The organism is Citrobacter sp. S39 (assembly GCF_009495675.1).
In the GTDB taxonomy this organism is placed as follows: domain Bacteria; phylum Pseudomonadota; class Gammaproteobacteria; order Enterobacterales; family Enterobacteriaceae; genus Citrobacter; species Citrobacter freundii.
In genome coordinates this window covers 2,162,925-2,177,158 of sequence record NZ_CP045555.1, presented here as the reverse complement: position 1 = coordinate 2,177,158, position 14,234 = coordinate 2,162,925, and the positions used below count along the sequence as shown (strand labels likewise).

General features: G+C 48.3%; 12 protein-coding genes. 4 read left to right on the top strand and 8 right to left on the bottom strand.

All coding sequences use genetic code 11. The annotated features are described in order from the left end of the window. Nucleotides 1-3: 3 nt before the first annotated feature. The 5 genes from evgA to dpaL form a co-directional block, all read right to left on the bottom strand. Nucleotides 4-618 (bottom strand): acid-sensing system DNA-binding response regulator EvgA, encoded by a 615-nt coding sequence (evgA, locus tag GFB57_RS10340; RefSeq protein ID WP_003839762.1) that lies wholly within the window; start codon nt 616-618, stop codon nt 4-6. Between the two features lie 470 nt (nt 619-1,088). Continuing rightward, nucleotides 1,089-2,375 (bottom strand): MFS transporter, encoded by a 1,287-nt coding sequence (locus GFB57_RS10335; RefSeq protein WP_003839760.1) that lies wholly within the window; start codon nt 2,373-2,375, stop codon nt 1,089-1,091. A 78-nt stretch (nt 2,376-2,453) separates the two neighbouring features. Further along, complete coding sequence (locus GFB57_RS10330) at nt 2,454-4,046, bottom strand: D-aminoacylase (protein ID WP_008321492.1); 1,593 nt, start codon at nt 4,044-4,046, stop codon at nt 2,454-2,456. Nucleotides 4,047-4,113: 67 nt separating this feature from the next. Next, the gene (locus GFB57_RS10325; protein ID WP_008321490.1) at nt 4,114-5,298 is read right to left on the bottom strand and encodes a YgeY family selenium metabolism-linked hydrolase; all 1,185 of its coding nucleotides are present in this window, start codon (nt 5,296-5,298) and stop codon (nt 4,114-4,116) included. 32 nt (nt 5,299-5,330) lie between these two features. Then, nucleotides 5,331-6,545, bottom strand: a complete 1,215-nt coding sequence (gene dpaL, locus GFB57_RS10320) for a diaminopropionate ammonia-lyase (protein ID WP_008321489.1) — start codon at nt 6,543-6,545, stop codon at nt 5,331-5,333. Nucleotides 6,546-6,926: 381 nt separating this feature from the next. On the opposite strand from dpaL, the gene GFB57_RS10315 reads away from it, so the two are divergent. Continuing rightward, nucleotides 6,927-8,675: a sigma 54-interacting transcriptional regulator gene (locus GFB57_RS10315; RefSeq protein ID WP_008321488.1), complete on the top strand. Its 1,749-nt coding sequence runs from the start codon at nt 6,927-6,929 to the stop codon at nt 8,673-8,675. A gap of 78 nt (nt 8,676-8,753) precedes the next feature. Here GFB57_RS10315 and GFB57_RS10310 read toward each other — a convergent pair whose 3' ends face one another. Continuing rightward, complete coding sequence (locus GFB57_RS10310) at nt 8,754-9,245, bottom strand: anti-virulence regulator CigR family protein (RefSeq protein ID WP_003037154.1); 492 nt, start codon at nt 9,243-9,245, stop codon at nt 8,754-8,756. 258 nt (nt 9,246-9,503) lie between these two features. On the opposite strand from GFB57_RS10310, the gene GFB57_RS10305 reads away from it, so the two are divergent. From GFB57_RS10305 to galE, 3 genes are all read left to right on the top strand, one after another. Next, the gene (locus GFB57_RS10305; RefSeq protein ID WP_003037157.1) at nt 9,504-10,139 is read left to right on the top strand and encodes a carbonic anhydrase; all 636 of its coding nucleotides are present in this window, start codon (nt 9,504-9,506) and stop codon (nt 10,137-10,139) included. Nucleotides 10,140-10,348: 209 nt separating this feature from the next. Continuing rightward, nucleotides 10,349-11,287, top strand: a complete 939-nt coding sequence (locus tag GFB57_RS10300; RefSeq protein ID WP_003037160.1) for a hypothetical protein — start codon at nt 10,349-10,351, stop codon at nt 11,285-11,287. 52 nt (nt 11,288-11,339) lie between these two features. Then, entirely contained in the window at nt 11,340-12,356 is a 1,017-nt protein-coding gene (galE, locus tag GFB57_RS10295; RefSeq protein ID WP_003037163.1) for a UDP-glucose 4-epimerase GalE, read from the top strand. Between the two features lie 46 nt (nt 12,357-12,402). Here the strand turns inward: galE and GFB57_RS10290 are convergent, their stop codons facing one another. Continuing rightward, on the bottom strand, nt 12,403-13,794 hold the full coding sequence (locus tag GFB57_RS10290; RefSeq protein ID WP_003037165.1) for a DUF4832 domain-containing protein: 1,392 nt from the start codon (nt 13,792-13,794) through the stop codon (nt 12,403-12,405). A gap of 31 nt (nt 13,795-13,825) precedes the next feature. Beyond that, nucleotides 13,826-14,233 (bottom strand): hypothetical protein, encoded by a 408-nt coding sequence (locus tag GFB57_RS10285; RefSeq protein WP_003037166.1) that lies wholly within the window; start codon nt 14,231-14,233, stop codon nt 13,826-13,828. Nucleotide 14,234: the final 1 nt, after the last annotated feature.

Genomic DNA, 14,234 nt, shown 5'->3' with positions numbered 1-14,234 from the left:
ACTCTATCCTATTTTATTTCTCTGCGCATAATCATAGATTTCCATTAATGATGAACAATCTAATTTTTCCATCAACCGGCTTTTATAGGTACTCACCGTTTTATTACTGATATTCATTTTGCTGGCAATTGAGCTGTAATCCATGCCATTAAGGATATAACGCAATACTCTCATTTCCTGATTCGACAACGTATCAAGCTTATCCTGCTCGCTGACGGATGAACCAGTAAAATGCTCAAGGGAAAAGGGAAAATAGCTATAGCCATTTTTTGCTGCTTCGATTGCGGCAAGAATATTATTCATACCTTCTTTTTTACTCACAAATCCGTTGGCACCGTATTCGGCGCTACGTTTGCCGTAAAAAAATTCATTTTTGGCTGAAATGATAATGATTACACCAGCATAGTGCCGCTTTCTCAGTTGCTCCAGCACTTCGATGCCACTGATACCGGGAATATCTACATCGATAATCAACAGCTCCGGCTTAGTTTTTTCAACGGTTTGAACCACTTGATCTCCGCTGTCGAGTTCGGTGGTCACAGCGATACCATTAGTATCGAGTAAGTTGCGGATGGCAATGCGTGCCAATGGGTGATCGTCAACGATTATCGCGTTCATTGCGTATAAGAATCCCGATAAATAAAGAGAGGCGATGGCTATAGAGCAGGCGAGCCTTCAACATTATAATTTCTGAAAATAAGGCTTTATCAGGTAAATCCTAACATAATCACGCGTATATTTTATTCATTTTTTATAAAAAATGCAGAACAAGGTATAAACGCAACACTGTAATTTACAAATTTTAAACCTTGCGCCTATCTAAATATCAAACCATTAACACAACATAAAAGGAATATTCTTACACGCGTAGGACAAATCTCTCATTTATTATGATTTATTCTTAATAATTTAGGACATATAACCGGCATATTGTTCATCAGAACTACGAGGGGGGATATGCGAATAGCTATCTAAAAATAAATTTCATACCAGGTCAAATATGGAGAACAAGAGTACAAACCTGCTGAATTTAGAGAGAAACTCCCTGCAGCTCTGGAGCAGCAGTGCCACAGGGAGGCAGCGATTAATCAGGCTTTACTGGGCAATGCCCCTACTGCATGCGAGCTTTTCACAGTCAGTGTAACGACGGCAGAACACAACAGTGCGGCAATCATAAAGATAAAGGCGCTGTTATAGCTTCCGCCGCTACTTTGGATCAACCAGCCGATGATGGGCGCTGATACAACCCCTGCCATCTGGCCGCCAAAGTTAACAATACCGGATGCCCGCCCCATGATGTTGCTGGGAATGGTATCCATCAGAATACCCCAGAACGTTGCCATAGCGAAAAACATGAACAAGGCTGAAATACACTGATAAACCACCGCCATATCTGCACTGCTCACGCTGAAGGTCAGATACAGGAAACCCGCGGCAATAACAGAGGTTACGACATACAGCGTTTTACGCTGGGGTTTGAATTTATCTGAGCAATAACCACCTAATAATGTTCCGCCAGCCCCGAACAGGAAGGGAATGGCCGCCATGACACCGGTCTTTGCCAGAGAAAACTCTCGTACGGTAATCAGGTAGCTTGGCAGCCAGGTTGAAAAACCCCAGAAGGTGATATCAAACAAAAACCAGATACTGGCCATTTGCCAGAGCACCGGCATTTTGAGTACGTCTTTAAACGCGATAGCACTGGTGTTTTGCAGGCTCCCCTGGTCGTCAGCAGCCAGCTCCGCCAGGTCTTGTTGCGTAATGGCAGGGTGATCTTTCGGGTTGTCACGCGTAAATAAGTAGATACCTGCGGCGATAAACAGACCGGGAATACCCAGCACGATAAAAACCATGTGCCAGCCAAATGCCCCAATGATGCTTGCCGCCACGACTACCGCCAGCGCTGGGCCTAAGGTGTTTACCGTTGACTGAATCGCCGTGGCGCGGCCACGTTCTTTCGATGGGAAATAAGTTGATATCATCTTCCATGAGGCCGACGGGAAACATCCCTCACCGATACCAAAGAAGAAACGTACTGCTAACATCAGCGGAAGCGTCAGCACAGCGCCGGTTAAGCTGGTGAACACAGACCACCATGCAATACCAATGGCCATGATTTTTCGCGAGCCAAACTTATCCGCCAGTAATCCACCGGGAATTTGAAACGCGGCATAACCAATAAAAAAGGCGCTAATAATTAAACCTTGTTGAGTCGTATCAAGATTTAAATCTTTGCCAATATAAGGGAGTGAAACGCTCATCACCATTCTGTCGAGAAAAGAGAGCAGCCACGCCAGCCAGATCAGTGTCAGGACGGTATATCTTGCTTTCCAGGTCTTGGGTTTACCTGAAGGTAAAGACGTTTGTAGGTTCATTTTGATGTCCTTAGGGTGTAGTGATCTACCGCGGCCATAAATAGTCGCGATAGATCCATGCGTGTTTAGCGTTATTTATTAATATTGTTTTCTAATAACCGTACCGCTACAGGCATAACTTTCCGTGCCATTGATTAAGGCAATGCGCCCATTAACCATGACAATTTCAATCCCTTCCGGGTACTGATTGGGTTCAACAAAAGTGCCTTTATCCGCAATTGTGTTCGGATCGAACATCACGATATCCGCTGCATAACCGACCTTCAGCAGTCCGCGATCCTGCAAACCCAATACTTCAGCAGGTTTCCCCGTCATCTTGCGGATTGCTGCTTCCCAGCTCAGACATCCCTCTTCACGAACATATTTACCGAGCACGCGAGGGAATGCGCCAAACACGCGCGGGTGCGGTTTGCCAGCCCCCATCAAGCCATCGGTACAGACGTTTTGTTCAGGTCGACAGAGAAACTTAATCACGTGCTCTTCGGTACCGTAGAAGTCGACCATCCCCACGGCGTTTTCCTCTTCAAAGAGCAGATCGAAGGTGGCGTTGTACGGATCTTTTCCACGCAGCTCGCCCAACTGGACGAGGTTCAAACCGACAGCATCCTGATTTTTTGCCGTTTTCACGCTGGTGACAAAAATCTGGTCCAAACCGGCAAAATCGATAAAGTTATCCCAGCCAGGAATGCCCTGCTGAATATCGTCAATCATTTTGGCGCGCAGTTCGGGCGAGGCGAGACGCTCAAGTAATTTGTCCGTACCACCGGAGTGAACCCAGGGCGGCAGGATCACGCCGAGCATCGTGCTGCCCGCCACATACGGATACTGGTCGAAAGAGATACGAATCCCCTTTTCCTGCGCCTGTTCCAGCATGCCCAGCATTTGGTCGATCAGCCCCCAGTTTTTCTTGCCGCAAACCTTCATATGCGAAATATGCAGCCAGACGCCGGTGGCTGTGGCGATATCAATCAGTTCCTGGGTTGAGTTGATAATATCGTCAGCTTCACTGCGCTGATGCACCACAAAAATCCCGTCATATTTCGCCGTGACCTTACACAGTTCAATCATTTCGGCAGTATCACCAAAGGCGCAAGGCATATAGATAAGACCAGTGGAAAGTCCAAATGCCCCAGCTTTTAACTCCCGCTCAAGGACCTCACACATCTTCGCCACGTCTTCGCGGGTCGAAGGACGCCCATCCAGGCCCATCGCTTCCATGCGCACGTTGCCATGAGGAACTAAATACGCGAGGTTTGTCGCCGGATGACGCGATGCCAACAGATTGAGATAACCGTCTGTATTTTTATATTTCCAGTCAATTTTGTCGGTGTCACCGTCCAGTCCGGCGATATTTTTACGCCAGGCTGGAATATATTCTTCCGGTAGCGGCGCTAAGGCGACGCCATCCTGGCCCAACAGTTCGGTGGTGATACCCTGACGAATTTTTGCCGACAGAGCGGGGTTAATAATGGCTGACAGGTCAGAGTGCGTATGGGTATCAATAAAGCCAGGACAAATTATTTTTCCTGTTGCATCAATAACCTGCTCATTAACGCCAACCTCAATTTGGCCGATTGCGACAATACGTCCTTCATCAACCATCACATCGGCAATTCTGCCTTCACTGCCCGTCCCATCAATTACATTTCCGTTTTTGAAAATGGTTTTCATCGTTATTCTCCATGGCGGTGCTGCTGAGCTACACCGCCTGTAAGGTAAGAGGTGGTTATCTTTATTTTTATTGGCGATAGAGTGTCTGGATAATGCTGTAATAGCCGCTGGCCGAGCCGGTTAATTGCTCGATCTCGATATACTCATCAATGGTGTGTGCCAGGTTTTCTCGTGAAGGACCGAAGCCGATGGTTTTGATTCCCGCTTCGCCCGCATAGTGGCTACCGTTGGTACAAAATGAGTACTGCGTAATGGTTGGATTAAAGCCAGTCTCACGAACGCCCGCCAACGCTGCCTGCACGAATTCGTCGGACTCGTCGTACACCCAGCCTGGGAAGAACCGCTCTCCCTCAATCGTGGCGCCGGTATAGCAAGACTCCTGACCCACCGCGTAGGACACTCGGGCCTTAAACTGCGGATCCTGAGCAATAAGTTCCGCAAGCGCATTTTCCAGCGGAGCAATCACGCTTTCTTTGGTTTCACCCACCAGCAAACGGCGATCGTAGGTTGCGCGACAGTAATCCGGTACCACCGAGGCCCCCGGGTACGGCGAAGATTTAATGTCGGTCAGTTCCAGAATGCCTGGCCCCAGAACCGGATGCGTTGGCGGCGTAATCGTGCGAATTTTGTCGATCAATTGCGCCATTTTGTACACCGCGTTAATCCCCGCCTGCGGGTTAGCGGAGTGCGCGGGTTTACCAAAGGTTTCGACCACAATTTCAGCGCGGCCACGTTGACCAATTTTCAGGTTTAACTCGGAAGCTTCACCGATGATCACGTAGTCTGGCTTATAGCGCTCGCTGACCAGGCGAGCGGCAATACCTTCAAAACACTCTTCATGCACGATGCACGCAACGTAGATTTTCCCGGCAAAATTTCGCTGATTGTCCTGACCGAAAAAGCCCACGGCGGAGATCATCGCCGCCACGGCACCTTTCATGTCAGTTGTGCCGCGACCATAAATTTTGCCATCTTCAATATCGCCGCCGTATGGGTTGCGGGACCACTTCTCTTCGTTCACCGGCACGGTATCGATATGTCCATCGAGAACCAACGTTTTCCCTGGCTGGTTGCCGACAATACCGCCAACAATGTTGCCGTACTTATCAACGTGGATGTCATCGAATTGGTAATGCTGCATCATTGTTTTTATGGCATTAACCACTTCACCTTCCTGACCGGAATAACTTTTTTGTTGGATCAGCGCCTGACAGTTTTTAATGACTTCTTCAATGCGGTTTGCAGATAACATGGGTTTCTCCGTTATATCTCTTAATCAGGGAATTATTTGTTGATGCCCGGGTACTGTCCGCCCCAGACAATATCCAGATATTGTTGCGGGTCGGTATCCCCTTCGGTGCTGACTAACAGCACGCGAGAGTGCGCATCCAGCCCCAGTTGCTCACGCGTTTGCGCCAGTTCAGGTGAGGTCATCAACAGCGCCAGCAGACCGGTAGTAACCGCACCTGACTCACCCGAAATAATCTGTGGATCGCCTGCCAGCGGGTTGCCCAACATGCGCATGCCTAACGCTGCAACTTCATCCGGGCAGGAAGCAAATGCGTTGGCATAGTCGCGCAGCAGTTTCCAGCCGATACTGTTCGCCTCACCGCAGGCGAGACCGGCCATCACGGTTTGTAAATCACCGCCCACCGCAATGGCATCCCCCTCTTTCGAACGGGCTGAGCGGTAGAGGCAATCGGCAATTAACGCTTCGGCGACGATCACTTTCGGGCGATTCTCACCCCAGGCTGCCGTCACCATTCCCTGAACCATGCCGGCAAACGAGCCGACGCCTGCCTGCACAAAAATGTGAGTCGGCGCAACCTGATGCAGCTGATCTATCGCCTCCAGCATCAGCGTGCCGTAGCCCTGCATAATCCACTGCGGGATCTTTTCGTATCCTTCCCAGGCGGTATCCTGCACGACAATCCAGCCATACTTTTCGGCCTGCTCTGCGGTCATACGAACCGCATCGTCATAGTTCATATCGACGATCTCAGCGGTAGCGCCTTCGTTACGGATAGAGGTCAGACGTTGCTGCGAAGAGCCCTTTGGCATATAAACTACGGCGTTTTGCTTCAGTTGGCGCGCCATCCATGCCACGCCGCGACCGTGGTTGCCATCAGTGGTGGTAGCAAACGTGACGGTTTGCAGATCGTGGCGTACCTCTTCGCTGGTCATCACGTCAAACGGCAGTTCACTGATATCCTTACCAACTAATTCAGCGATATGGCACGCCATCGCATAGGAGCCACCCAGCGCTTTGAAGGCTTTCAGGCCAAAACGCTGAGATTCATCTTTGAGGTAGATATTTTTTACGCCCAGTTTTTGTGCAAGCGCCGGTAGCGTATACAGCGGCGTCGGCGCGTAGCCCGGAATAGACCGATGAAAATTCAACGCTTTTACCAGTTCCTGGCGGCTAAACGGTGCCAGCGGCGCGTTCGGATGTTCGGTAAACGGTGTCTGGTTGATAAAAAATGATAAGTTTTCCTGCATCATAAAACCTCATTGTCCTGGTATTTCATTCCCTGTAATCGGTGCAATACAGAGATATTTCCGTTATCGGTATTGGCAATAGAGCAAAATACTTACCAGCTTTTTATGAATTGAGTAAATTCTTATAAATATTTTAATAAAGGCTTTAATTTCAATAAATTAAATGAAATTTTAAATTGACAACCGAAAATATCAATACCTCAGTTTATCGCCTCGTTTTGATAAATTCTCATCATTGATAAATAGTGTGATCGCGGAATATAAAATAAGAAAAACATTCAAAAACAGCGTGGTAGATTGATTTTTCGCAAATCATTTTTGCATTGTTTCGCCTATTTATCATTTTCCTTGAGAAATGTGACACACCGTCGGAGAAGTACCATGATTTCAGTACTCAGCAATATTCAGGATGATATATGCAATTACGCCGATGCTATTTCTGGCATAACGGGCACGGACGTTGAAATCATTGATGAATCTTTAATGCGCATCGCGGGTACCGGGAAATACCGGCATATGCTCAATGAGAACGTGGCCAAAAATGGCTACATTTATCATCACGTATTGCAGGTGCGAGAAACGGTACTGATCAAAAACCCCGGCGAGCATCCGCTGTGTCAGTTATGTGAAAAACACCACTACTGTTCTGAAATGCTGGATTTGAACGCACCTATTTTTCTCAATAATCGCGTGATTGGCGTGATCGGGATTATTTGCTCAACCCAGGCACAGCGTGACACGTTATTGAGCCAGATTGATAAATTTGTCACCTTTATTGAGCAAATCGCCGTAATGATCTCCAGTAAGGTCTTTGAATGCCTGGAACGCTTACGCGCACAGGAAACGCTTGGCGCATTTCGGCGTCTGATCGATGCCATGGACCGCGGCGTGGTGGCGATTGATGGCAAGGGTCTTATCTGGCATGCCAATCATTCAGCCGATCGCATCCTCAACCGCGAGGTTCAGGGATTACCTCTGACCATTGAAACAACCGGGGACAGCCTGTATGGCGATGAAGAAGCGTGGCTGACGCTTGAAGGTCAGAAACATCATGTACTGTGCAAACAAATTTCGCTCTCCTCGCAGGATAACGATCGCTTAACCATGGTTATCTTTCGTGATGCACACGACTACCTGAGTAACCTTACTCCATCCCCTTATGAGTCCGACATACAGGTACGACTAATTGGTCACTCTCCCTCAATGGAACAGCTCAGAAGTACCATAGGTAAAATCGCCAACAGTTACGCCAGCGTGCTCATCACCGGGGAAAGTGGCTCGGGGAAAGAGGTCGTGGCATTTGCCATTCACCAGAGCAGTCCACGTAAAGCCGCGCCTTTCGTAACAATCAACTGCGCAGCTATCCCAGAACAACTGCTGGAAAGCGAACTGTTTGGTTATGTTCGCGGCGCATTCAGCGGGGCCGATCCCAAAGGGCGAATGGGGAAATTTGAACTGGCCAACGGCGGCAGCCTGTTTCTGGATGAGATTGGCGATATGCCACTGCACCTGCAGGCCAAGCTGCTCAGGGTATTGCAGGAAAAGGCGATCACCCGCGTTGGCTCTAATAACACCATCAATATTGATGTGCGCATTATTGCTGCAACTAACAAAAACATTAACGCGATGGTGGAAAATAATCAGTTTCGTGAAGATCTTTTCTATCGCCTGAACGTGGTCCCTCTGGTACTTCCTTCCCTGCGTGAACGCCGGGCTGATATTGCGGTCCTCGCACAGTATTTTGCCGATGAGTTTTCGGTCAGTTACCAGCGACCACCGCAAAAACTGCCTGATGACGTTATTAATCGCCTTTATGCCTGGCACTGGCCGGGTAACATTCGTGAATTACGCAACGTGATCGAATACATTTTTGTGATGCGCGGAGAAGCCGCTGGGATCAACGCCAGCCATCTTCCCCCTTACCTGCTTACCGCCGCTGACGGTAGAAAAACGACGATGACCGCGCAACCCCGACAGCTTGCCAGCAAAGGAAAACAAGCGGAAAGGGAGGCTATCGAAAACGTCATCCAGCGATTCGGCTCAAGCGTTGAGGGGAAAAAGCAAGCCGCGACAGAACTGGGGATCAGCATTGCCACGCTCTATAGAAAAATAAAACTGTACGGACTGTAAGCTTTCCTTATTAACTGAGAAGCCCGCACAACGCGGGCTTCTCATCGGTAGAACAGAGCACATTAAGCCCGAAAATACTTAATCAAACACACCATTAATTACCGCGGTGACAATCGCCGTACTCAGTGCAATCAACACCAGATTGTCGCCCACAACCTGCCATTCATAACCTGGATAATACGGCAATTGGTTCAGCATAGAGGATGGAACACTTTTCTTAGCGATCCCCGGAGGAAGCGGCTTTCCTCGCGCCAGATTTTTGGCGATACCCGGAGGCAGTGACTTATAGCCCGTCAAACCATATCTGACGGCATACTGTCTGGCCACGTTATAGCTGATGTCACTATCAACATGGTCCGGCTTACCATAATTTTTACGTTGTTCTGCCTGCGAATTGCCTTTCTGGCTATTGCCCTTATTCCCGCTATTACCATGATTGCTACTATTTCCATGGTTGCCACTATTACCATTGCCGTTGCCATTACCGGGGTTGGCCAATACTGGGGTGGCGCACATCGTCATCGCGGCAACGGCGACTAAAGCTGTTGCTAAAGCACGAAGTCTGGACATGATGATTCCTTAAAATGTGGATACATATAAAAATGTACGGTATCGCGTGAATACTGGCTATCGCTACAACTCCGATTTATTGGCAAAAAAGGGAAAGCACATAGCACACATCACGCTATTCGCCTCGCCGCGGTGGAGAAAAGTTAGCCAAAGATGTTGCAGAACTGCTATAAAGTCTTTCTCTTCTGTCGGCTGGTGTTAAACTGGAAAGTGTGATCTTCATCATAACCTGCTTAAACAGAGAAAAGAGACACTGCTATGCAACATATCATTGAGGGCTTCCTCAACTTCCAAAAAGAGATTTTCCCTCAACGCAAGGAACTCTTTCGCAGCCTGGCATCCAGCCAAAATCCTAAAGCGCTTTTCATCTCCTGTTCCGATAGCCGCCTGGTGCCAGAACTCGTTACTCAGCAAGATCCCGGACAGCTTTTCGTTATCCGCAACGCCGGTAATATCGTCCCCTCTTTCGGCCCGGAACCGGGTGGCGTATCCGCAACCATCGAATACGCGGTTGTGGCACTTGGAGTGACGGATATCGTCATCTGCGGACACTCCAACTGCGGCGCGATGAAAGCCATCGCCGATAGCCAGCCTCTGGATCCGATGCCTGCTGTGGCTCACTGGCTGCACTATGCCGATGCCGCGAAAGCCGTGGTCGAGAAAAAAACCTGGGCTAACCCAATCGATAAAGTTAACGCCATGGTGGAAGAGAACGTTATCGCGCAGCTCAACAACATTAAAACGCATCCTTGTGTCGCGGTTGGACTGAGAAATAATGCTCTTCGTCTGCACGGCTGGGTATATGACATCGAAAGCGGTGAAATCCGTACCCTGGATAAAAACAGCAAAACCTACGTTTCCCTTGCTGAAAACCCGCAGGTGCATTTCGAGTAATTCTTCCACTGGAGCAAGGATGCTCTGGACATCTCCTCCCCCTATTTCTGTTAGTAGACAAAAAACGGACTTGCGACTAGCTTTAAAGTGGCCACTGGTGTTCCCACATCGGTTTTCGCACATTTTATAAAATATTGCGACAGGTCTCATTTCCTGAGTCGCAAACAGCTGTTCATACATGGTGCAGGCGATAAAAGGAGCCGGTACGAATGCAAGCAAAAATAAAAAGAATAATGAATATGTTATTTTATCATGAGTCGTGGGATATCATGCTTATTAAGGATAATGGCACACACTTATTCCCTGATAACACCCTGGAGATATTAAGCAAATCCACTGCACAGCAGTTAAAAAAGAAATATACATTTCAGGCTGACCCTTTTCTGATTGAAAAAGACGATAAACTGTATGTTTTCTATGAAGCTCTTAGCTTTCGCAACTCAAAAGGCACGCTACGATGTCGCGTTCTTGACCGTGAACTGGTTGAACTTGATGATATTAAGCTTGAGGGCTTTGACGACTTAAAGTGTCATTTGTCATTCCCTTATCTGATTCATATCAACGATCAACTCTTCATGATCCCCGAGTCTTCAGAAAGAAAAGAGGTAATACTGTTTCAGTCAATAGAGTTCCCTGCACGCTGGAAGCAAGTTAAAGTTTTAATCTCTGATATCGAATTAACCGACAACTTATTTATATCAATTAATGAAGCCTGTTATCTTTTGTCCACCACGATGGATAATGAAATAATTATTCATTCGGCAGATCATATTTATGGACAATGGCAGCGGATTACCCCCTCATTGAAAGTGAGCAATCCTCATCATCGAGGCGCAGGAGCCTCCTATCAGGTCGAAAATAAAATGTACTTCCTTACTCAGGAGTGCACACCTGAAACTTATGGAAAATCAATCTATATCAAAGAATTAGTGACACTGAACGACGCTAATTTTGATGAGAACCTAATCGAACAAATCAATTCGTCGATCAACCACAGTGACGGCGTCCACACGCTGAACTTCTCAAATAACTATATTGTTTATGATACAAAAATAAACCAATTCAGCTTTTTATCTATACTTAAAAAAATATCTTATAAATGCATGGTGAGGTATCGCAACTATAACCTTACCAAACGTCACCAATAACGCGTTCTCTATGGTACTGGCGTGACTCAATCCCCGTTTATCTGGAGTCTGTATGGCAATTCTGGTCACTGGTGGTGCAGGTTATATTGGTTCACATACTGTTTTAACGCTACTGGAAAGAGGCGATGATGTCGTTGTCATCGATAATCTGGCGAACGCCAGTCAAATCTCGCTGGACAGGGTCGCGGAACTTACTGGAAGAGAGCCTATTGTCTATATCGCCGATGTTCTTGACAGGCCGGCATTGAAAAACATTTTCGCCAACCATAACATCACCGATGTCATTCATTTTGCGGGGCTTAAATCGGTTTCAGAGTCGATAAAAGAGCCCCTCGCCTACTATGAAAACAACGTCACCGGAACGCTGGTTTTACTGGATGAAATGCTGGCCGCAGGCGTTAATCGTTTCATTTTTAGCTCATCCGCCACGGTATATGGTAATCCGGAAAGCGTACCGCTTAGCGAGCAATCGCGTACGGGCGGCACCACCAATCCGTACGGCACGTCTAAGTTAATGGTCGAACAAATTCTGGCTGACTTCTCACGTGCACAACCCGATTTCCGCATTACCTGCCTGCGCTATTTCAACCCGGTCGGCGCCCATCCATCGGGTCGGATTGGTGAAGATCCTAACGGTATCCCCAATAATCTGGTTCCGTATATCTCTCAGGTCGCGATTGGTAAGCTGGAAACCGTGTCGGTGTACGGTAATGATTATCCCACTCCCGACGGTACCGGCGTGCGTGATTATATTCACGTCATGGATCTGGCGACCGGTCATTTAGCCGCGCTGGATTGCCTGAACAAAGGCGCGGCTTACAAGGTGATTAATCTCGGTACCGGTGTCGGTTATTCCGTGATTAAGTTGATTGAAGCATTTGAGAAAGCGGCCCAGACCAAAATTCATTATCAGTTTGTCGCCAGAAGACCCGGAGACATTGCCGAATGTTGGTCTGACCCATCGCTGGCATATAAGGAGTTAGGTTGGAAGGCCATCTACAGCCTTGATGAAATGATGCGTGACACCTGGAACTGGCAAAAAAACAACCCGAATGGGTATCAAATTTAATGTTCACAGCAGCGAGCCTGACCGTCAGGCTCGCTGCTGTGTCTGACTATTGTACTGTTATTGTTGATACCCGGTACCAGCCGCTGTTCTGCTTCCCTTCATTGGCAAAGTTAATTCTCGCCGCACCCGACTTATCCAACATCGCAACCTCAATCGCGTACTGCCCTTTTGCCAGTCGGCCTGGCATAGATAACGCATAACTGACCTGATACTTACCGGGGAGCCAGCGGCGAATATCCTCCGCGGAATTCCCCTGTGCCACCACCTTATTAGCATTGTCCACAACACGGAATGCCAGCATATAAGGCAGATAAATCGGAGCGATACCCTCATTGTACCAGGTACTGTTCAATGTCAGCGTTTGTCCGCTGTCCCACACGGACTCATGGCTCAGGGACGCCAGGCGAAATCGATAGCCCAATTTGGTCAGCGCATCGTCGACAATCGGTCGATAGTCGCTGGGTATCGCTCTCGATTTCAGGTTAATGGTACTGGCGTGCTGTTTGACCGCCCAGTCAAAAATCCCCTGCACTTCAGCACGTGTATAGTGAAAGGTATTCTTCCAGTCCTGCATATACGAGCAGATCTCCAGGCTCACCGGCGCACGTTTCCATGCGTCGTTGAACCCTGAATAACTCTGCTGCGCAGCCAGCAATCGCTGCGGGTAATCATCAGTCATATGGTTCCAGGAGTCCGAAAATACGCGCAGGTCCCCCCAACAGTCCGCACGCCATCCTGCCCCACGCTCCACCGCATTCGCCAGACTTTGTCCGCCGCTTATCAGCATGGTTTTTGGCGTCACCGGAAAAGCAGAAAAGTGCATCGCGACGTAGCGATCCAGTTGCGCCGTGGTGTATCGCTCCAGTAATGGCTTCAGGTTCGGGAAGTTGCTGTTATGCCATTCTCCCCATGATCCCACCATGCCAATATCAACAAACGCGAGATTCTCATTACCATCGTAGCGCTTACCAAATGCGTTCAACAGACGCTGGCTGTATTGAATAAACAGAGGATCGTCTAAATCCGGGGCAAATGTCTTTTTATCCGGCGTCCAGGTACCTTTCACGCCTTTTTTAATCAGCCAGTCAGGAATTTGCGAACCGCTTTCCGGCTCTGCCAGTACCATAAATCGTAGCCCGACATTCATCGCTGGACGATGTGCCGCCGCGTATTTGAAGGCATCATCCACCAACGCAAAATTGTACTGGCCTTCGACAGGCTCCAGGTCCCGCCAGTAAAAACGCTCGTATTCAAATCCGGTATTGGGATAGTCCGCCAGCCCCAGCGTTTCACCGTATCCCTGATGAAAACTTGCCACGCCAATCCCCGGATTGGTTAGCGGGCCAGTTAATGCTTTGGGGGTAACGGTCGTCAATGCGGCCATGACCGTCAGCGGGAAAAACATGCACAACAACGCACTAACCCATTTACGTTTCATCGCAATGACATCCTCCACCAATTTGTAAACGCTAGCGGCCTTTAAGGCTTAACCACCAGTCCCAGATACCTACGTGAAAATTTTGGAACACATCAATACCTAACGCGGATTTGATCATATACAGCGTCAGCAATATGCAGCAGGTGACGAATAGCACGGCAATCAGCAGCAAAAATGTGAGCAGCATTCTCGACAGGGTTGATTCCTGGCGATGCTGGCGGCGTAAATCTCTGCCAAACAAAAAAACCAGATAATAACGCTTACTGAAAAAGGGAAAGCTTCTGCGAATATCGATCTGATGCCGCGAAGCCAGCGTCGAGGCCAGGATCGCATTTTCCACCCCTTCTTTTTGTTCAGGGGTCAACCCCTGCGCAATCGTCTCATCAAGATGAGTATAAAATCGTTCGATTACGGGGGGACGATTTTGAGGACTGGTCAAA

Bases quoted from the DNA above. Each gene is read 5' to 3' on its own strand.
- galE (WP_003037163.1), top strand. From the start codon at position 11,340: ATGGCAATTCTGGTCACTGGTGGTGCAGGTTATATTGGTTCACATACT.
- dpaL (WP_008321489.1), bottom strand. From the start codon at position 6,545: ATGCAGGAAAACTTATCATTTTTTATCAACCAGACACCGTTTACCGAA.
- GFB57_RS10330 (WP_008321492.1), bottom strand. From the start codon at position 4,046: ATGAAAACCATTTTCAAAAACGGAAATGTAATTGATGGGACGGGCAGT.
- GFB57_RS10290 (WP_003037165.1), bottom strand. From the start codon at position 13,794: ATGAAACGTAAATGGGTTAGTGCGTTGTTGTGCATGTTTTTCCCGCTG.
- GFB57_RS10315 (WP_008321488.1), top strand. From the start codon at position 6,927: ATGATTTCAGTACTCAGCAATATTCAGGATGATATATGCAATTACGCC.
- GFB57_RS10335 (WP_003839760.1), bottom strand. From the start codon at position 2,375: ATGAACCTACAAACGTCTTTACCTTCAGGTAAACCCAAGACCTGGAAA.
- evgA (WP_003839762.1), bottom strand. From the start codon at position 618: ATGAACGCGATAATCGTTGACGATCACCCATTGGCACGCATTGCCATC.
- GFB57_RS10310 (WP_003037154.1), bottom strand. From the start codon at position 9,245: ATGTCCAGACTTCGTGCTTTAGCAACAGCTTTAGTCGCCGTTGCCGCG.
- GFB57_RS10325 (WP_008321490.1), bottom strand. From the start codon at position 5,298: ATGTTATCTGCAAACCGCATTGAAGAAGTCATTAAAAACTGTCAGGCG.
- GFB57_RS10305 (WP_003037157.1), top strand. From the start codon at position 9,504: ATGCAACATATCATTGAGGGCTTCCTCAACTTCCAAAAAGAGATTTTC.
- GFB57_RS10300 (WP_003037160.1), top strand. From the start codon at position 10,349: ATGCAAGCAAAAATAAAAAGAATAATGAATATGTTATTTTATCATGAG.